The 18,297-nt window shown below is 48.2% G+C and carries 20 protein-coding genes; 10 read left to right on the forward strand and 10 right to left on the reverse strand.

Going from position 1 to position 18,297, the window contains the following annotated elements:
• The 4 genes from QFX39_RS02365 to mmp11 all read left to right on the forward strand — a co-directional run.
• Positions 1 to 218, forward strand: a 218-nt coding sequence (locus QFX39_RS02365; RefSeq protein ID WP_300477184.1) for an isocitrate/isopropylmalate family dehydrogenase, incomplete at its 5' end; no start/stop codon positions are given.
• A gap of 9 nt (positions 219 to 227) precedes the next feature.
• A complete protein-coding gene (locus QFX39_RS02370) occupies positions 228 to 1,421 on the forward strand; it encodes a cysteine desulfurase (RefSeq protein WP_300477187.1) in 1,194 nt (397 codons plus the stop codon).
• A 97-nt stretch (positions 1,422 to 1,518) separates the two neighbouring features.
• Positions 1,519 to 1,935, forward strand: a complete 417-nt coding sequence (gene ribH / locus QFX39_RS02375; RefSeq protein WP_300477190.1) for a 6,7-dimethyl-8-ribityllumazine synthase — start codon at positions 1,519 to 1,521, stop codon at positions 1,933 to 1,935.
• A gap of 18 nt (positions 1,936 to 1,953) precedes the next feature.
• Positions 1,954 to 2,886, forward strand: coding sequence for a methanogenesis marker protein 11 (gene mmp11, locus QFX39_RS02380; RefSeq protein ID WP_300477192.1), 933 nt, complete (start codon positions 1,954 to 1,956; stop codon positions 2,884 to 2,886).
• On the opposite strand, the gene QFX39_RS02385 is transcribed toward mmp11, so the two are convergent.
• Positions 2,880 to 4,583: a glycosyltransferase gene (locus QFX39_RS02385; protein WP_300477194.1), complete on the reverse strand. Its 1,704-nt coding sequence runs from the start codon at positions 4,581 to 4,583 to the stop codon at positions 2,880 to 2,882. The genes mmp11 and QFX39_RS02385 overlap by 7 nt on opposite strands.
• A 137-nt stretch (positions 4,584 to 4,720) precedes the next feature.
• Here QFX39_RS02385 and purE point away from each other — a divergent pair, with 137 nt between their 5' ends.
• Positions 4,721 to 5,725 carry a 5-(carboxyamino)imidazole ribonucleotide mutase gene (gene purE / locus QFX39_RS02390; RefSeq protein WP_300477196.1) on the forward strand — a complete coding sequence of 335 codons (1,005 nt, stop codon included), beginning with the start codon at positions 4,721 to 4,723 and terminating at the stop codon, positions 5,723 to 5,725.
• Between the two features lie 10 nt (positions 5,726 to 5,735).
• Positions 5,736 to 7,007: a UbiD family decarboxylase gene (locus tag QFX39_RS02395; protein WP_300477199.1), complete on the forward strand. Its 1,272-nt coding sequence runs from the start codon at positions 5,736 to 5,738 to the stop codon at positions 7,005 to 7,007.
• A gap of 152 nt (positions 7,008 to 7,159) precedes the next feature.
• Here the strand turns inward: QFX39_RS02395 and amrS are convergent, their stop codons facing one another.
• The 4 genes from amrS to QFX39_RS02415 are packed head-to-tail and all read right to left on the reverse strand — an operon-like array spanning position 7,160 to position 9,992.
• Complete coding sequence (amrS, locus tag QFX39_RS02400; RefSeq protein WP_300477202.1) at positions 7,160 to 8,167, reverse strand: AmmeMemoRadiSam system radical SAM enzyme; 1,008 nt, start codon at positions 8,165 to 8,167, stop codon at positions 7,160 to 7,162.
• Positions 8,168 to 8,184: 17 nt separating this feature from the next.
• A complete protein-coding gene (gene thiL, locus QFX39_RS02405) occupies positions 8,185 to 9,168 on the reverse strand; it encodes a thiamine-phosphate kinase (protein WP_300477205.1) in 984 nt (327 codons plus the stop codon).
• Positions 9,169 to 9,196: 28 nt separating this feature from the next.
• Positions 9,197 to 9,622, reverse strand: coding sequence for a sirohydrochlorin nickelochelatase (gene cfbA / locus QFX39_RS02410; RefSeq protein WP_013296561.1), 426 nt, complete (start codon positions 9,620 to 9,622; stop codon positions 9,197 to 9,199).
• Positions 9,594 to 9,992 (reverse strand): Zn-ribbon domain-containing OB-fold protein, encoded by a 399-nt coding sequence (locus QFX39_RS02415; RefSeq protein WP_013296562.1) that lies wholly within the window; start codon positions 9,990 to 9,992, stop codon positions 9,594 to 9,596. Before QFX39_RS02415 ends, cfbA begins: the two co-directional genes overlap by 29 nt.
• A gap of 274 nt (positions 9,993 to 10,266) precedes the next feature.
• On the opposite strand from QFX39_RS02415, the gene QFX39_RS02420 reads away from it, so the two are divergent.
• Positions 10,267 to 11,169 carry a hypothetical protein gene (locus QFX39_RS02420; protein WP_300477215.1) on the forward strand — a complete coding sequence of 301 codons (903 nt, stop codon included), beginning with the start codon at positions 10,267 to 10,269 and terminating at the stop codon, positions 11,167 to 11,169.
• Positions 11,166 to 11,957, forward strand: a complete 792-nt coding sequence (locus QFX39_RS02425; RefSeq protein WP_300477218.1) for a hypothetical protein — start codon at positions 11,166 to 11,168, stop codon at positions 11,955 to 11,957. The genes QFX39_RS02420 and QFX39_RS02425 overlap by 4 nt, the downstream gene beginning before the upstream one ends.
• A gap of 48 nt (positions 11,958 to 12,005) precedes the next feature.
• On the opposite strand, the gene QFX39_RS02430 is transcribed toward QFX39_RS02425, so the two are convergent.
• From QFX39_RS02430 to QFX39_RS02445, 4 genes are all read right to left on the reverse strand, one after another.
• The gene (locus tag QFX39_RS02430) at positions 12,006 to 13,337 is read right to left on the reverse strand and encodes a magnesium transporter (RefSeq protein ID WP_300477220.1); all 1,332 of its coding nucleotides are present in this window, start codon (positions 13,335 to 13,337) and stop codon (positions 12,006 to 12,008) included.
• A 36-nt stretch (positions 13,338 to 13,373) separates the two neighbouring features.
• On the reverse strand, positions 13,374 to 13,937 hold the full coding sequence (locus tag QFX39_RS02435) for a potassium channel family protein (protein ID WP_171770417.1): 564 nt from the start codon (positions 13,935 to 13,937) through the stop codon (positions 13,374 to 13,376).
• A 104-nt stretch (positions 13,938 to 14,041) separates the two neighbouring features.
• Positions 14,042 to 15,115, reverse strand: coding sequence for a precorrin-3B C(17)-methyltransferase (cobJ, locus tag QFX39_RS02440; protein WP_300477221.1), 1,074 nt, complete (start codon positions 15,113 to 15,115; stop codon positions 14,042 to 14,044).
• Positions 15,116 to 15,203: 88 nt separating this feature from the next.
• Positions 15,204 to 15,701, reverse strand: coding sequence for a hypothetical protein (locus tag QFX39_RS02445; protein ID WP_300477223.1), 498 nt, complete (start codon positions 15,699 to 15,701; stop codon positions 15,204 to 15,206).
• Positions 15,702 to 15,844: 143 nt separating this feature from the next.
• Here QFX39_RS02445 and QFX39_RS02450 point away from each other — a divergent pair, with 143 nt between their 5' ends.
• Together QFX39_RS02450 and QFX39_RS02455 are read left to right on the forward strand one after the other, a co-directional pair.
• The gene (locus QFX39_RS02450; RefSeq protein ID WP_300477569.1) at positions 15,845 to 17,308 is read left to right on the forward strand and encodes a DNA-directed DNA polymerase II small subunit; all 1,464 of its coding nucleotides are present in this window, start codon (positions 15,845 to 15,847) and stop codon (positions 17,306 to 17,308) included.
• Positions 17,309 to 17,325: 17 nt separating this feature from the next.
• Complete coding sequence (locus QFX39_RS02455) at positions 17,326 to 17,889, forward strand: class II aldolase/adducin family protein (RefSeq protein WP_300477225.1); 564 nt, start codon at positions 17,326 to 17,328, stop codon at positions 17,887 to 17,889.
• Between the two features lie 93 nt (positions 17,890 to 17,982).
• Here the strand turns inward: QFX39_RS02455 and QFX39_RS02460 are convergent, their stop codons facing one another.
• Positions 17,983 to 18,237 (reverse strand): UPF0147 family protein, encoded by a 255-nt coding sequence (locus QFX39_RS02460; protein WP_013296572.1) that lies wholly within the window; start codon positions 18,235 to 18,237, stop codon positions 17,983 to 17,985.
• Between the last annotated feature and the right edge of the window lie 60 nt (positions 18,238 to 18,297).

Below are 18,297 nucleotides of genomic sequence, written 5' to 3' on the forward strand. Positions count from 1 at the left end.
ACGGATCAGCACCACAGATAGCCGGAAAAAACATAGCAAACCCCACAGCCATGATACTAACAGCAACACTCATGCTAAAACACCTCAACAAAACACAGGAAGCACAGAAAATACAGGAAGCACTGGAAAAAACCCTTGAAGAGGGTCTGGTTACACCGGACCTGGGCGGAAGCCTCGGTACAATGGAAATGGCTGCTGAAATAGCAAAAAGAATCTAGGGTGATGCTGTGCGTACAGAGGACGTCAGGGCCGACATACCACTCCTCAGGGAGAAGGTGTACCTTGATGCTGCAAGCACAACCCCGACCCCCCTCCCAATTGTGAGGGCAATGACAGAGTACTTTGAAGGATACAACGCCAATACAGGACGCGGGGCGTATTCACTTGCAGTTGAAGCAACCATGAAACTCCAGGAAGCCCGTGGAAAGGTTGCAGGATTTATAAATGCCTCTGAGGACGAAATAGTATTCACAAAGAACACCTCCGAGGCCATAAACATTGTGGCAGGCGGCCTTGAATTCAGGAAGGGGGACTCGGTGGTTGTACCCAACATCGAGCACCACTCCAACTTCCTTCCCTGGCTCAGGCTCCGTGAAAGGGGTGTTGATGTAAGGATAGTGAGGGCAGACGAAAATGGTGTTGTGGACCCCGCAATGGTTGAGGAGGTGATCGATGAGACCACACGGCTTGTAACCATAACCCACATCTCCAATGCCCTTGGTACGGTGCAGGATGTGAATGAGGTGGGGATGATCGCTCATGAAAACGGTGCCCTCTACATGATTGACGGGGCCCAGTCCATTGGACATATGGAGATCGATGTTAGGGAGCTGGGGGCAGACTTTGCAGCCTTCCCTGGGCACAAGGGGACCCTGGGTCCCGTGGGGACTGGTTTCCTCTACTGCAGGAGGGAATGCCAGGATGAACTTGAACCATTCATGCTGGGTGGGGGTACCGTCATTGATGTCTCAGAGGATGACTACGTTCTGGAAGAGTTTCCCTCAAGGTTCGAGGCAGGAACCCTCAACATAGCAGGTTTCATAGGCCTGGGGGCATCCATAGACTACATCAACAGGATAGGAATCCATAAAATCAGAAAGCATGGCCTGAAAATGACAGAAAAGCTCCACAGTGAGGTTTCATCCATTGATAAAATCCAGTGCTATGGTGACCCCCAAAATATTTATGGTATCCTTTCCTTCAACATAGATAATATGGACCCCCATGACGTTGCAAAGCTGCTGGATGAAACCGCCGGTGTCTGTGTTAGAAGCGGCCACCACTGCGCGATACCAGCCATGAGGCACCTGGGAGTTCATGAATCCGGTGGCACCGTGAGGGCATCCATACACTACTACAATACAGATGAGGACATTGAGGTCCTTGCAGAAACCCTGAGGGAAATAGCAATGATGGGGTGATGGGATGAATAAGGCACAGGCAATAGCATTGCTCATAGTAATCATAATGGTATTAAGTACCATTGCAGGCGCACTTGTGCTCTAAAGGAGGTATTAAATGGCAGGTGTCAGAATAGGGGCTGTGGTAGCCGAATTCAACTATGACATAACACATATGATGCTTGAACTCGCAAAAGAACATGCTAAATTTCTTGAATCCGAAATAACAAGGGTTATAGCCGTTCCAGGAGTATTCGATATGCCCCTCGCGGTTAAGAAGCTTCTCCTGGATGATGAAATCGACGCCGTTATCACGCTGGGGGCTGTTATTGAGGGGGCAACGGACCATGACCAGATAGTGGTCCAGCACGCCTCACGTAAGATAGCGGACCTTTCACTCGAATACGATAAGCCCGTGGCCCTTGGAATATCAGGTCCCGGTATGACGAGGCTTGAGGCCCACCAGCGTGTTGACTATGCGAAGAGGGCCGTTGAGGCAGCCGTTAAAATGTACAGAAGACTCAACGAAATTTGATGTTTCTGGAGAACCTCCATGGAAATACTCAGACCATCAGACCTGAAGGAAAGGTTCAGGGACCCATGGATATCACCCTACACCAAGGTCCTCACCATGGTGGACGGGGATCTCGTTGAGATAGTGGAATACCACCCCTGCATCTCAGGGTCAGAGTGGATGATATACCAGTACAGCAGGTCAAGCAGGCTGATAGAGAGGGCCCGTAGGGATGGTAACCGGCACACCTACCTTGCACATACCGGTAAGGCTCCAATAGAACTCAGGGCGAGTCTCAACGCCGCTGGAATAGAGGAGGTGGCTGTTGAGGGTGACGAGGTCCGTGTTGTGCATGCAGGCCTTGCAGGTGCCGGGGTTGGTGCTGCCATGTGCCGGGGCATGGCAGAGGGTGTGAAGAGAATCGAACTCTATGAGGTGGGAGGGGGCTCAAAGCCCGGGAGGGCGGCCGTGATAACACCCCGCCTCGAAAAGGTTGTCCTGGGTATAGATGACACAGACACCCCTGAAAGCGGTGCGACCTGGACCCTTGCCAACAATATGGGTATGGAGATTTCCAGGAGGGGATTTGAGTACATCGACCATGTGACGGTTCAGCTCTACCCCCACAACCCCCATAAGACACAGAACTGTGTGTCGGTTGCCCTTGCCTTCGCGGTGCAGCCTGGGAAGAGCAATGAACTGGTCGATCTTGCTGCAGGTTTTCTTGAAGAGAACACCCTTTCCGATAAAACTTCAATTGCAGTTTTCAGGGGAATAAAGGTTCCAGAAGAGCTTAAAAAGTATTCAATGATGGCCAAAAAGAGTTTTATGGAAGTTGAGGATGCCGAAGAAGTTGCAGAGTCCCTTGGAATAGACCTCATCGAGGTAACAGGTTCACAGGGTAAGATAGGGGCCCTTGCAGCCATCGGCCTCTATGATGATCCAGAAGAAGCTGCAAGGGTATACTACTGACCTGAGAACCATATGTTGAGGAATTTCCCCTCAGATGCAGTTGCAAACCTCATGTCAGATGAACCCCCTTTTCTGATATCAATTTTTATTATATGGCCTCCATGATAGATCATGTAGCTGGAGTCCTCTCCCCTGAACCTTATATTTCTTATAAACTCCCCATTAACGGATACAGTGTATGAACCATTCTTCATGACCCCACTGGCCTCTGCAACCAGCCGATTGTCAACGTAAACCATGACCTCCGACGCCTGGGACTCATCGTACTGAATTATGATACCGTTATATACCGTTATGTTTGAGCTGGATATGTTCCTAATTGCATAGACGTTGCTGAATATCTTTCGAAGATTTCCATCCTGGATAACGTCCCCCACGTTAACCCCGAGGGCCTCCCTTGCACTGGTTGGGATCCTTATTATGTTACCCTCACCGTCACGGGTCCTGTTGAGGGTGTATGCCTCACCATTCAGAAATATGGTGTCACCATAACCAAGCCCAAGGGTATTTATCGCCTCTTCAGGAATTCTTATGGAGTTATTCTCATTTTCAAGTGCGCTGTCAACCCTGTAGGGTCCCCTGACATCGAATGTTCTGTTTTCATTGTTCTTCTTCCATATTATGAGGTTACCTGATGTTGGTTCAATTGATATTTTACCATCGTCCACCTTGACTGCACCCAGCAGTGTCGAGATCATTGCAAGAAGGATAAGGCCCGAAACCAGGATGGGAAAGTGCATGTATACGAATGATCTAGCCGTCTGAAGCTTGCCCCGGGAGCGCCTGAAAACGTATATGGATCTTCTTATTAAGCTTATAAAGTAATAAAAAGCAACTATGGATCCTGAAACCGCAATTATGATCCCTGCTGTTGCTGGTATTGTCCTTATAAAGAATATGCTGAATATTCCAAGGGTTGTAAGTGAGAGGCCCAGTATGCACATTCTTATGGACTTTCCCATGGTGTCCATCATGGTTATTCTGCCGTACTCAAGTGCCCTGTCAACTATGGTCCTTACAACCTCGTTGGCAACCAGGTTAAGGTCCCTGAGGCTTGCCATGTCATGGTGTATTGTCCCTATATCCACCTCCTTAACCGTGAGGCCAAGGACATCCGCATCAAGGACTATGCCAACATCGACCCCATAATCCTCCTCAAATTTCATCTTCTCAATGGCGGATCTCCTGGCTGCAAACTGTCCGCTTAGTGGCTGCTCAAATTTTATCTCAGGGAAGAAGAAATTCAGGAGTGGCTTTGCAGTTAACTCGGTAACCCTCCCAGCCTTTCTCCTGAAGCGTGTTTTTGTGAGGTCCGCCCTTCCCCTGAGGATGGGCCTTATCATCCTCTCAATTTTCTCTGTTGTCATATTTTCAAGGTCAGCGTCAACAAAAACCACTATGTCTCCACTGGAATGCTTGAATCCTGTCCTCAGTGCAGCACCCTTTCCGCGGTTACTGGCATGTCTTATGACCCTTGCACCTGCAGCCTCTGCAACCCCTGAAGTGTTGTCTGTGGACCCATCATCCACCACTATGACCTCACTCACCATTTTAGAACCTTTAGCTGCCTCAACAACCAGTGCAACGGTCTTTTCCTCATTGAACGCTGGTATAACCACTGAAACTGTCTGTTCATCTTCTCTCACTGTCCTGAGGGCACATAAAAGGAAGACCAGGATCAGAATAAGCCATGACATCCCTACACCTTCTCCTACCTATGAAGTTCTATTGGTTGAAAACCCTTAAATATTAAGCTATTAAGACGCGTCGGGAGATTCTATTAAATATGAATTGAAATAAATATCTATCCATAAATGTAAAGGTGAATCTCTAAATGAAGCCCAGAGTGATGATACTCCTTGGAAGCGCATCAGATTTCAGAATAGCTGAAAAGGCCATGGAGATCCTTGAAGAACTCAGGATACCCTATGACCTCAGGGTTGCCTCGGCCCACAGGACCCATGAAAAGGTGAAGGCTATAGTCGCTGAGTCCATAAAGGAGGGTGTTGAGGTCTTCATAGGTATAGCGGGACTTTCAGCCCACCTTCCAGGCATGATATCAGCTAACACCCACCGCCCGGTGATAGGTGTCCCGGTTGATGTTAAACTCGGAGGACTTGACGCCCTTTTTGCATGCTCACAGATGCCCTTCCCTGCCCCGGTTGCAACGGTTGGTGTTGACAGGGGAGAAAACGCCGCGATACTGGCTGCCCAGATAATAGGGATAGGTGACCCGGAGGTGAGGGAACGGGTCTCTGAACTCAGAAGGGGTTTCTATGAGAAGGTCCGCCGGGATGAGTGCCAGGTCCTAAACAGCATAGAGGGGTCATACTACACCCCCCTCGATGTTGAACTGCCAGAGGTGCAGGATAAGGAAAAATCTGGTGAAGAAGAAGCCCCCATGGTATCTGTGATCCCGGGTAGCTACTCGGACATGAAAATCGCCAAGAAGACAACAATGTTCCTTGAGCGGATGGGTATAAGCTATGACCTCAACGTCATATCACCCATAAGGTACCCCGACAGGTTCGAGAGGTACCTTGAGCGGATGGAGAATGTTAAGCTCTTCATAGCGATAAGCGGACTCTCCGCCCATGTTACAGGTGCCGTGGTCGCCCTCAGTGACAGGCCTGTGATTGGTGTTCCATGCCCCCTCAAAATGAACGGCTGGGATTCACTCCTTTCCATGATTAACATGCCACCGGGTGTCCCTGTTGGGACCGTTGGAATCGGTAACGGTGGTAACGCCGCAATACTGGCGGCTGAAATGCTTGGAATATATGACGATAAAATCGAGTCCAGGATAAAGAGGATAAAAAGCCGTTCAGTCAAGTTCTGATGGTGATTCAATGAGAGAATTCCTTGATAGGCTCAAAGAAGAACCTGTGATAATTGAGGATGAGGTTTCGACACGATTTGAGGCTGCAGGTATACTGAGGAGGCATCCCAGGGATGTTGTGATACTGAGGAATGTACGGGAATCAGATATGCCGGTCATATCCGGCCTCTGCAATACCAGGGAAAAGATTGCCCTCTCCCTGAACTGCCAGGTCAATGAGATAACCCAGCGCATTGTCCATGCAATGGAAAACCCGACCCCCATCAGAAACTTTAGGGGCCTTGAGGGTTACACTTCAGAGGATGCCGACCTCTCAAGGCTCCCGGTTCTAACCCACTACCAGAGGGATGGAGGCCCCTACATAACAGCAGGGGTCATATTTGCCAGAGACCCTGAAACCGGCGTCAGGAACGCCTCCATCCACAGGATGATGGTCATGTCCAGTGACAGGATGGCGGTCCGCATAGTTCCAAGGCACCTTTACACATACCACCAGCGGGCCGAGGAGATGGGTGAGGACCTTGAGATAGCAGTGGCCATAGGTATGGACCCCGCCACCCTCCTTGCGACAACCACATCCATAGCGATAGATGCCGATGAAATGGAGGTCGCAAACAGCTTCCACGACGGAAAACTGGAACTTGTGAGGTGCAGTGGAGTTGACCTTGAGGTTCCGCCTGCGGAGATAATACTTGAGGGCAGGATACTCTGCGGTGAAAGGGAAAGTGAGGGCCCCTTTGTTGACCTCACAGACACCTATGACGTTGTAAGGGAGGAACCTGTCATAGCCCTTGAGAGGATGCATATAAAGGAAGATGCCATGTACCATGCGATTCTGCCGGCAGGATTTGAACACAGACTGCTTCAGGGGTTGCCCCAGGAGCCAAGGATATACAGGGCAGTTAAGAATACGGTGCCCACGGTCAGGAATGTTGTTCTAACAGAGGGGGGGTGCTGCTGGCTCCATGCAGCCATATCAATTAAAAAGCAGAGTCAGGGGGACGGCAAGAATGTTATAATGGCTGCCCTTGCAGCCCATCCATCCCTCAAACATGTGGTTGTCGTGGACGAGGATATAGACGTTTTTGACCCTGAGGAAATCGAATATGCTGTTGCAACAAGGGTGAAGGGCGATGATGATATCCTCATAGTCCCCGGCGCAAGGGGCTCATCCCTGGACCCTGCAGCACTTCCCGATGGTACAACAACCAAGGTTGGTGTTGATGCAACGGTGCCCCTCGCTGGAGCAGAAAAATTCCAGAGGGTCAGCAGGTCCGAGTGAAAGGGCACCATTAAGAATTTATTTTTGGATAATGGCTCATTTTTCTACTTTTCTGGTCACAGGAATCTGAGGGCCCGAATCAGATTTACAGAATAAATAACATCTTCCATCCTCAAAAAATCTTCAAACCCTGAGGCTCAGAATCATGTTAACTAATCTGTTACAACGTCAACAGCGGCTCTGCAGGCTCTGCACTTACCATCACTGATACCCACTGTTCTTGTGAGGTAGCCATCCCTCTTTATGAGTAGCTCTCCACAAACCGGACAGTGGGTGTTCTCAGCATCGGTCCCTGGAAGGTTCCCCACGTACACATACTTCATGCCCGCCTCAAGGGCAAGCTCCCTGGCCCTCATCAGTCTCTCAACCCCGGTTGGAGGCACATCCTGCATCCTGTAATGTGGAAAGAACCTTGTGAAGTGGAGTGGAACCTCAACCCCGACCTCAGATACCATGAAGTTCACAAGGGCCACTATATCATCATCAGAGTCATTGTAACCGGGTATAAGCAGGTTGGTGACCTCTATATGGATACCCATCTCATGCATCCTTATGATGTTCTCGAGTACGGGTTCTGGCTTCGCATCGCATAATTCACGATAAAATCTCTCAGACATTCCCTTGAGGTCAATGTTGGCAGCGTCCAGTAGGGGTCCTATAATGTTAAGGGCCTCCTCACTCATGTAGCCATTTGTAACATAAACCGTTTTGAGGCCCTCTGCCCTTGCAAGTTCTGCAGAGTCCAGGGTGTATTCAAGCCACATGGTGGGCTCATTGTAGGTCCAGGCTATGGAGGTGCAGTTACTTCTGAGTGCATTTTCAACCGCCTCCTCCGGTGGGATGTACTTTGTGGGGAAGCCATCTATGCGTGCCTGTGATATGCTCCAGTTCTGGCAGTACCTGCACCTGAAGTTACATCCAACACTGCCAAGGGAATAGACAAGGCTGCCAGGATGAAAATGGAAGAGTGGCTTCTTCTCTATCGGGTCAACCGCCTCTGAGGATACCTCCCCATAGGTGAGAGAATAGATTTTACCATCGCTATTTTCACGTGTGAGACAGTATCCCCTTCCCCCTTCAGGTATAAGGCATTTTCTACTGCACACCAGGCACCTTAACCTATCATCGGCCTTCTCATAGAGTATGGATTCCTTCCTCATGGTATCCCCCCTGCAGTTCAGGGGCGCAGATGTTCATAGCCCCTCACATGAAGTTTATATGTATCTCCATGCTTATCAACCATTTCAATGGAGGGTGACTCTATGACCTCACCTATGATGTGTACTTCCATTATTCTGGAGAGTTCATCCATTGCATCGGGTGGTGCAGTGAAAACAAGTTCAAAATCCTCCCCATAGTACAGGGCGAGTTCCAGTGGATCCCCTCCAAGGACGGATGCCGCCTCTGATACCTGAGGAGGTACAGGTAACTTCACCTCGTGGATCCTCATCCCCACACCGCTGGCATCCCTCAGCTCACCAAGTTCACTTATGAGGCCATCGGTTATGTCCGTGGCCGAAGACACAAGCCCAGACTTCGCCATTCTTGATGCCTCCTCAACCCTTGCAATGGGTTTCAGGGATTTTTCAACCGCAGCCTCAAATCCAGCAGTATCTGTTCCCGATAGAAGAAGCTCTGTGCCTGCAGCTCCAAGTCCAAGGGGCCCCGTAACTGCAATGAGGTCCCCTGGCCTGGCACCGGACTTCATCATCACAAGGTCCCTCCTGACCCTTCCAATGGCTGTGCCCCCCATTATTATCTCATCCCCCTCATTGGTATCCCCCCCGATGAGGGGTGCGCCGTAATAACTGCAGGCCTCCAGGACGCCGCTTATGAGGGAGTCAAAGGATTCCAGATCAAGGTCAGGGAGGGCCATGGAGAGTATGAAACCCTCCGGTGCAGCCCCCATTGCAGCCAGGTCGCTCATGTTCACTGTAACCGTCTTCCATCCCATATCGTGATGGCTCATTTTAGGGGGGAAGTGCCTGCTTTCAATTAGAAGGTCTGAGGTCACTGCAAGGTAATCATTCCCCATATCAAGAAGTGCTGCATCATCTCCAAGACCGATAAGCTCTGAGGGTCTGAAAAATGAGGCTGATCTTGATATTATCCTTGAGATGAGTTTCTTCTCGCCAAAGGATGATATTCTATCAGGGGGCATTTTATCAAAAATAAATGGGGGGTTATCCTTAAATAGCTGATTTGACCCTGTCCCGGATTATCTCAGCAATTCGTGGATCTGCCCCAAGGGGCTCGGTGTATACTATTTCACCGTCGAATTCAAATTCCTCGTGCTCATGTTCATGGTGATGGTGATGTTCAGTGCCATTATCAAGACCCAGAATGTGTGGTATGTCGTGTTTGGTGTGGACTCCATGGGCCAGGAAGACAGGTGTCACTATGATCTTTTCAACGCCCATTGCTGCGAGTTCGTTTATGGCCTCTGGTATTGAGGGCCTGGATATGTTCATGAATCCCACTGCAACAGGATGGTCAACCTCTTTCCTGTAGATATCTGCTATGCCATTTATGACCTCCTCACCGTAGGGGAGGCGGCTTCCATGCCCCACAAGAAGAACACCTATCTTAGTTTTTTGGCCTGAATTTGAATCCATATGATATCACTCCATCTTCACCCTCTTCTCTCACCTTGCGGAATACCATTTCGACCTCGTCGCCTATCTCTATTGAATCAGGGTCGCAGTCAACAATCTGGCTTGTTATCTTAGCACCCTCCTCCAGTTCAACGATGGCCACCACGTAGGGGGCTATATCCTTGAACTCGTCGGTTGGGGTGTTTATCACGGAGTAACTGTGTATCTTTCCCCTCCCGCTGAACTTCAGGTCCTCAAGCTTACCTTTACGCCTGCATTCAGGGCATATTATTCTGCTAGGGAAGAAAACATTCCCGCACTGGAGACATTTTGAACCTGTAAGATTGTAGCGCTGGGGTATATGGCGCCATGTCCTAACGGTTTCTGTCATGATGTGACCTCCATAAATGTAATCAGTTTTCATTATCTATCTTGATTCATTATAATTAAATCATATGGTCAGAGGATATTTAAATCCCTTGTGCTTGCATTGGAGTAATAAAGATTCTTATTACCCCCTGAGTTGATCCATGGGATAATCTGGCCTTTTTTCTATTTCTAATGGTTTAGATCGCCATTGAAGCCCCAGAACGTTTAATATTAACTTAATATCATTTCAGTAATATTTTTATGTCGGTAATACTTAATTTTAATCGGGTGATACGATGGATGATGGAGGCTATGTGATGGCAGGTTTCAGTCTTCTTCTCATGGTGCCGGCCATGATACTCGCCCTGATGATACTCAGCATCGATGATTCAGCAGTGAAAAGGAGCGCTGATAGGTCCCTATCTGAGAGTATGACAGGGGCCCTGTGGAATATCAGGGACAGCATCCCGGTGATAACAAGGGAAGTACTAAATGAAACTGCACAGGAGGCCATAAACGGTACACTTCCTCCAGACCTGGATGCCAGGGCCCATGTAAGAGCAGGGGTACAGGGGCGTATTGACAGGTTATGCGCCGTCCACAGAAACATGAATCTAAGCTGCAGGGTGAATTCAGTTGAGGGGGCATCCGACGACCCCTTCTGTATTGAGGTTAACTCCACTGTTGATATTAGGGCAGGAAAAATCCACCACACTGAGAACATTTCGGTAAGGGTACCTGTTGAGGATCTGCCTGATCCCCTGCCCTTCATGGTTCTGGGAAGGTTGCAGCACAATGAAACGTCAATAGAGTATGGCAGGGCCCTCATGGAATACATTTCTTCAGAGAACAGGGAGGCCTATGAGGGGGCTTCCGGTCCTTTCCTGATAAGAAGGTGCCCCTATGAACCCTACACCACCCATGGATCCGGCGGTGTCCTCTACGCCTGCCTAATAAATGGATACTACCATGAGAGTCATGATGGGTCCTGCTACCTCTGTAGACTGGAGGGAAAAACCTCCTGTCCCCACCTGGGTCTTGAAACCTTCATAATAACCTCAGGAAATTTTGAGGAGGCCCCGGTATCTGTTGACCATGTTCTATTCACGACAGCATACACTGGCGAACCCCACAACGTATCAGGATTCATCATATACCTTGACGGGGCCCACAGAAAAAAGTACGGTGTTATACAGTGATATTCTCAACAGATTTTCTGCTCTCCCTCATAATCGTGGCCATTATCGTGGGCATATCTGCAGAACTGATGGAGGTGCAGGAGACCCGAATGAATGAAAGATTCAGAGAAACATACACGAGGGATAAAGGTGCCACGGCAGCGGATGTTCTCATAAATACTCCTGGAGATCCTGTTAACTGGGAAAAACTTCCTGTAAGCACCTGCAGGTATCCTGGACTTGCCGTCCCGGGGAAAAGAGGGGTCATATCCTATGAAAAAATAATGAAACTTCGCTCAAAACCGGAATTACTTGAAAGGGCATTCAGGGGACTTCATGTGAGGATTGTGCTAAGTCCCCTCAACGACAGAATAAGCCCCATAATCATTGGGGATGAATTGAAGGGGAATGAAATACATGTATTTAGAAGAACCGTGAACTGCAACTTCCTGTCTGATTATGTTATCAGGCGAGAGGAATGCCTGTGTCCCTCAGGTCATGGTGAAAACTGGACATGCATGAATTTCCGCGTTAATGACTCACTTGATTACTACCTCATATCAGAGGGCTGCAGCGGATCATTCATCCTTGACACGGACTGCAACAGAAGCCATGAAGAGATAAAAATCCGTTCAGGAAGTTTAAAACTGAATTTAACAGGGCAGAGTGTGGTATGGATCCATTTACATGGATGTGGAAGGGGGGTAATAATTGCCGGGCTTCCCCGCTCTGGAATGGATTGCCCTCTGAAACCTGATTACTTTGAGGTCCAGCCATGCTCCCTCCAGATTCTCATATCCCCATGCTGACCCAGAGCCCACCACCATAATTACATGGTTCTGAGGTCTAATGGTGATTCAGAGTCCCATAACTGCTATTATGGCTATTACAAGACACGTGTTTGCCACGGAGTCGGTCATGCTGGTCGACAGTGGGATAACTATGTTGTCAGGGTCCAGTTCAAGTCTGTAGGATGCTGAGCTCAGATAAAAGCCCACCAGTAGAAGGAACGGGGTCAGGAGGTACCCTGCAAGTGAACTTATAAGAAGCATCCTCTCAAGTCCAAGGGACCCTATACCAAGGGAAACACTCACAAAATGGGCTAGAAGCCCGATTGTTGGATATATGATCAGTGACAGTATGGATATTATTCCAAAGTTTCTGAGGGCCTCCCCATGGGGTCTGAGGGTTGCGGGGACTATACCTGAGTGGAGCCCGGAGGAAAGCCTTGCTCCGAGTATGCTCACAAGGCCTCCGCTTTCACCTGAAAACAGCGGCACCAGTGCGAGTATTGCAGGGTTGTCAAGTATAAATGACAGTTTACTGTTTAGGACTATACCCGCAGTGGTTCCCAGGGCTGAGCAGAGAAGAAGTACGGGCACGCTCTGTCTTATTATCCTTCTGAGGTTATATCTGCCCTTAATTCCCATTGCAAGACCCATAATACCCATCAGAATAAACAGGAAAAAGAGCACCCATTCAAAAATGCCGTTCCTTACAGTTTCAAGGATGGCAAGTGCCGCGAATATTGATGGGAGGGTGAAAAGGTCGCCTGAAGCTGCTATGAGGGGTGTTGTGATGTTATCAGGGTCCCAGCCGTTCTCATAGCTCTTGAGGGATATGAGGACTGTTGCCGGGAGAAGAACGGCACCTGATATTATTCCGCCGGCCACAGAGATAACAATGAAATCCATTATTCCCATACTTCGAAATCCGAAGATATGGCAGAATATCCAGGCCATGAATCCAAGGAAAATTGACATGACCACGGTCAGTATTATGGTCGCCTCAATGTTCTCTGTAAGGACATCTGATTTTCGAAGTTCCGGTGAAAGGGTACCTATATGCAGACCTGAACCTAGGCGTGAGCCCAGGGCCCCGAAGATATTACCCCTCATGCCTATGGCGCCGGGTATCAGTACAAGGAGCCCGGGATATGACTCCAGTAGGGGAGACATCTTACCCAGAAATATACCTGCAACAAGGTCCCCCAGGGCACATATGAAGAGTGCGACGAAGCTTTCCCCTATAACCCTTTTAGAACCCCTGAAAAAGCTTCCAAAACTCTTGAATAGGTTAAAAGCCCTTACCCATCCCCTTGAGGCCGCTATGGATAAATTCACGGTAAATGTTAGCAGGGACTGAAGTATGAGCCGAGTCGTCCTCAGTAATCTTCCTGTTATCCTCATTGACCTCACCTGCTAACATTTACATCATCTCTGGGACTATTCTATGCTGCACCCTATATCCTCAAGGGTCATCTCACCCTTTGCAAGTGCGAATAAGAGTTCTGAACCTGCTTCGTTTCCCTTGGCGATGAGGGTATCGTTCTCTGCAAGTACCGTGTTCCTGTCAGGTCCATAAATCCAGGATTCTCCTCTTCTGATGGCTATAATCCTCATGCCTGTTCTGGTTGCAAGTAAAAGGTCTCCCAGTGATTTTCCTGCCAGCTCTGATCCCTCATCAATTGTCACCCTGACTATTATCTCATCGGACTCCTCCATGACCATCTTGAAGACAGGGTGTGGTTTGATGCCCTTCAGCACCAGATCAGCGATATCCTTGGCGGAGTTCGCAATGCTTTCAGCTGCCTCACCCACCTCTAGGAGGGCTGTCAGTTTTTCGGCGTCCTCAACAGATCTTGCAGCAAGAAGTGACTCCTTTTTTATCTCATAGTTAAGCCTGTTAACCTTGTTTTCAAGTTTTATGACCTCCTCTGCAGCGTCCCTGCTGTTAAACAGGAGGGCAGAGTATGCAAGATCCACCATCAACTCCGAGAGGTTCTTCATTTCGATGAGAATATCCTTAACACTTTTGGACAACTTTCATCCTCCTGGGCTGCTGAAATGATATTGGGTGATTTAAAATAAATATCTTGCTGCGGTGAAATCAGTTATTTACTGGAGTCCCCTCCTGAAGCCATGAGGCACTCCCTTCGAAGCTTGAGAAGTTCCTTCTTCCTATCGGTTAGATCATCTGGTTCTGAAATCAGCCGCCTGAGGCCCCTCCTGACGCACTCAACAGCCTCATCGGTGTGTATCCATTTGCAGTCCTGGCAGCTCCATACGCCCTTATCCCGTATCCAGTAGCCCCCTGTGGACCCCTCACCGCATGGATAGAATGGGCAGTAACAGAATGCACAGTTCTGACCCTCAAAGTGGCAGGGGTAAAATTCACATTTCTCATCAGGGCCTGAATCTTTGCCATAAGGATTCTCCTCATAGAACTTCCTTGCAAGTTCATGGAGTGGGGCCTCAACCGCGTATCCGCGGGGTGTGATCATGTATCCATCCCTTGTGTAGGTTGTAACGTTGCCGACTATGATGATGGTGGACATGTCCACAAGGGATTCATCCAGGTCTCCAAGAGCCACAATACTCACCTGTGGACTTCCATTTTCGGTCCTCACCACACCCACCGGAGTTTCTGGTTCAAGTTCAGATCTTAGTATTTCAAGCGCCTCCCTGAAGGGTTTCTTCCTCCTCTTTCCCAGGGGGTTGTAGAGGGCTATTACAAGTCCGGCCCCTGCAGCTGCCCTGATCTTTCTTCTTATCTCGGATAGGGGTGTAAGGATGTCGCTTAGACTTATAACCGCAAAGTCATGGAGGGGTGCCCCCAGGTGAGATGCTGCATAGTTGACCGCGGTAACGCCAGGTATAACCTCAAATTCAACCCCAGAATACTTATCAAATATCTGGAAGAAGACATTGGCCATCCCATAGACACCGGGGTCTCCTGAACTCACCAGTGCGACGTTGAAACCTTCAAGGTGTTTCTCGATGGCCTTTTCCACCCTCTCAATTTCAGATCCCATTCCGCTTTTTATTATCTCCTTGCCCTCAAGGAGGTCCTCTATCTGTTTTATGTACCTTGCATATCCTATGACGACATCGGATTCTTCAAGAGCCCGGAGGGCCCTCACTGTTATATCATCCCTTGTGGGTCCAAGTCCTATTATCCTTATCATGAAAACACCTTCAGTGGATCGGGGGCTTAGATGTGAAGCCACTGCAGCGGATTTCCAAACTGTATGAATTTACCCTCCCAATTGATACTCAGTAAATCCTGGTTACTGAAATGATTCTAAGGGTCCTGACATCGACCCATACCCCTGATGACCTGGTTTCGGCCCTTGCAGCCGCAGTTACAGTGAACTGCTCGGTTGGCCTTATGACTATCTGACCGCTTCCTGTCTGGTTTTCACGGTAACCGGTCGCTGTTATGTTGATATTTATGTTCTCAAGTGATGTGTCCTCTGTTGTTGTCGCATTGAGGGAGCGGATGTTTATTCCATCAAGGCCCGTGCGGGATTTAAGGGCATCTGCAACATCTGCATTGTTTATTATCCGGATCTCTTCAGGCCCTCCAGTGATTGTGGAGGTTATATTCTTACCTGAATCCAAAAATGAGGACACTGTGTCTATCTGCATTTCAATAAGTTTTTCCACATCCGGTGGTTTGGACGTTACAAGTGTGTATGAACTTATGAGCCCCGCCTCGAAGAAGGCCAGGAATATTATGAGGAACATGAATAATTTAATGATCCTTGGCAATGCATCACCTTTTTTCTGTGAATGGACCCAAAGGGTAAACTACCATTTCGATAAAGAATATATGAACTCAATGAAATATTTAACCGTGAACCCATTTTAAAGATTTCTGAATTCCCCTAACCAGTTCATGCAGTATGATTGAAATGAATGAAATAATAGGAAAATTTGCAAGGGAAGGAATTTTAATAGAGGATAACGCATATTTCAGGCTAAAAGAAATGGATGATCCTGCAACAGCCTCCTCAGAGATTATAGTTAAGATAAAGAAGAATGGTGGAGGTAAATTCACTCTTCTGACCTCTGAGATGCTTGATGACCTCTTTGAGGCGACTGAGGAAATAGATAACCCCATGGAAATAAAGGCGAGGGGTCCAATCAATGTTCCAGGGCCAAGGGAATTTGACTTCAGGGTCATCACAGACACCAGTAAGAGATCATACACCAGTGGAGAGATAGGTGACATGATCTCCTACTTCAACAGCAGATTCAGCTGCCTTAGGGATCTTCTCAAAAGACGCCCTGAACTTAAGAGCCATGTACCCATTGCGGATCTTCGCGGCGGGGACGACGCTGTGAGCATCATAGGGATCATCAATGAGATACGAACCACAAAGAACAACCACAGAATGCTTGAACTGGAGGATGAAACAGGGGAAATAACAGTGGTTGTGCACAATGAAAACCATAAACTGTTTGAAAAGTCTGAGAAGCTCGTGAGGGATGAGGTCATAGGTGTTCAGGGCGCGAAAAAGGGGAGGTTTGTGGTGGCCTCTGAGATCTTCCATCCGGGTGTCCCCCGAATACAGGAGAAGGAAATGGACTTTTCAGTTGCCTTCATATCTGATGTCCACATAGGAAGTCAGACATTCCTTGAAGATGCATTCACCAGGTTCATTAAATGGATAAACGGGGACTTTGGAACGGAGGACCATATGAATATCGCTGCTGACATTAAGTACCTGGTGGTTGCAGGTGACATCGTTGATGGTATCGGGATATACCCTGGACAGGAAAAGGAACTCATTATAAAAGATATTCATGAGCAGTATGAGGAGGCTGCAAGGCTTTTTGGAGATATAAGGGATGACATAAAGATTGTGATGATCCCTGGAAACCACGATGCATCAAGGATCGCTGAGCCCCAGCCTGCAATACCCGAGGAATATGCGAAGCCACTTTACAGCCTCAAAAATGTTGAATTTTTGAGTAACCCGTCCATGGTGAGTCTTGACGGTGTAAAAACCCTCATATATCATGGCAGAAGCTTCGACGACATGGCCATGAGCGTGAACGGGCTTTCCCATGAAAGATCAGATCTCATAATGGAGGAACTCCTTGAGAAGAGACACCTTGCACCCATATACGGTGAGAGGACACCCCTTGCATCTGAGATAGAGGACCACCTTGTGATTGATGATGTCCCCCATGTCCTTCATACCGGACATGTACATATAAACGCATACAAAAAATACAAGGGTATTCACCTTATAAATTCAGGCACATTCCAGTCACAGACGGAGTTTCAGAAGATATACAACATTGTCCCAACATGTGGTCAGGTCCCGGTGCTCAACAGGGGGGTTATGAAGCTTCTGGAGTTCAATTAGTCAAAGCAGGTGATTACTTGAATCCATTGAGGGATGTTGTTGATGTTTCGGTCCACCTCTACAGGAGGGGCCTTGTATCTGGAATTGGAGGGAACGTGAGTGCAAGGGTGGATGATAGGGTTTTCATAACACCCACAATGGTCCCCCTTGACCAGGTGACGCTTAAGAATGTTGCAATGGTTGACCTTGAAGGGAATGTCTTGCGTGGGGAAGGCCCATCCTCGGAGCTGGAACTCCATCTTGAGGTCTACAGGAGGAGGCCTGATGTCAATGGTGTGGTGCACACCCACTCACCATATGCCAGGGCATTTTCAGTTGCCGGGATTGAGATTGAGAAAATGGAGGGCTTCAGGGGACTGGGGCATGGGAAGATCCCTGTGGTACCATATTATCCCCCTGGAAGCAGAGAACTTGCAGCTGCCTGTGCAGATAGTATGGTGAATGAAAATGCGACCGTCCTTGAAAACCATGGTGTGGTATGTGCAGGTGAAACTGTTAAGGAAGCCCTCCTGCTTGCAGAGTTCATTGAGGAGCTGGCAAAAACCCGGTTCATCGCTGAGGTCCTGAAATTCATGAAATAGTTAAATTAACTGTTTAAATAGGATATAAAAAACAGAGATTTATTCAGTAGAAACACTTTAAATCAGACAAAATAGGATATAAAAAACAGAAAGTTATTCCCTTATGGATTCAAGTTCACTGAGTATTTCCCATACCAGTGTCCTTGCATGTATCGGGATGTTGGGGTCGTTGCTTATCTCATCCAGAATTGATATGACCGTGCTGGCCCTCACGGTGCTGTCCTCATCCGGGTTGTTGAGAATCTCCTTTGATTCCTCGGCAGCCCTTCTGATGTTCCTTGGAACACTATTATCTTCCATAATGTGTTTTAAAATTTCAGAAACGCGATCAAATGTTTCGTTACTCATGTTGGGTCCTCCCTGCTGAATTCCTGAAGAATGCAGAATGATGTTTATATTCAATCTGGT

Source organism: Methanothermobacter sp., assembly GCF_030055425.1.
Taxonomy (GTDB): Archaea; Methanobacteriota; Methanobacteria; order Methanobacteriales; family Methanothermobacteraceae; genus Methanothermobacter.

Bases quoted from the DNA above. Each gene is read 5' to 3' on its own strand.
- purE (WP_300477196.1), top strand. From the start codon at position 4,721: ATGAAGCCCAGAGTGATGATACTCCTTGGAAGCGCATCAGATTTCAGA.
- mmp11 (WP_300477192.1), top strand. From the start codon at position 1,954: ATGGAAATACTCAGACCATCAGACCTGAAGGAAAGGTTCAGGGACCCA.
- amrS (WP_300477202.1), bottom strand. From the start codon at position 8,167: ATGAGGAAGGAATCCATACTCTATGAGAAGGCCGATGATAGGTTAAGG.
- QFX39_RS02385 (WP_300477194.1), bottom strand. From the start codon at position 4,583: ATGTCATGGCTTATTCTGATCCTGGTCTTCCTTTTATGTGCCCTCAGG.
- QFX39_RS02435 (WP_171770417.1), bottom strand. From the start codon at position 13,937: ATGAAGAACCTCTCGGAGTTGATGGTGGATCTTGCATACTCTGCCCTC.
- QFX39_RS02450 (WP_300477569.1), top strand. From the start codon at position 15,845: ATGAATGAAATAATAGGAAAATTTGCAAGGGAAGGAATTTTAATAGAG.
- QFX39_RS02395 (WP_300477199.1), top strand. From the start codon at position 5,736: ATGAGAGAATTCCTTGATAGGCTCAAAGAAGAACCTGTGATAATTGAG.
- QFX39_RS02460 (WP_013296572.1), bottom strand. From the start codon at position 18,237: ATGAGTAACGAAACATTTGATCGCGTTTCTGAAATTTTAAAACACATT.
- cobJ (WP_300477221.1), bottom strand. From the start codon at position 15,115: ATGATAAGGATAATAGGACTTGGACCCACAAGGGATGATATAACAGTG.
- QFX39_RS02415 (WP_013296562.1), bottom strand. From the start codon at position 9,992: ATGACAGAAACCGTTAGGACATGGCGCCATATACCCCAGCGCTACAAT.
- QFX39_RS02430 (WP_300477220.1), bottom strand. From the start codon at position 13,337: ATGAGGATAACAGGAAGATTACTGAGGACGACTCGGCTCATACTTCAG.
- thiL (WP_300477205.1), bottom strand. From the start codon at position 9,168: ATGCCCCCTGATAGAATATCATCCTTTGGCGAGAAGAAACTCATCTCA.
- ribH (WP_300477190.1), top strand. From the start codon at position 1,519: ATGGCAGGTGTCAGAATAGGGGCTGTGGTAGCCGAATTCAACTATGAC.
- QFX39_RS02420 (WP_300477215.1), top strand. From the start codon at position 10,267: ATGGATGATGGAGGCTATGTGATGGCAGGTTTCAGTCTTCTTCTCATG.
- cfbA (WP_013296561.1), bottom strand. From the start codon at position 9,622: ATGGATTCAAATTCAGGCCAAAAAACTAAGATAGGTGTTCTTCTTGTG.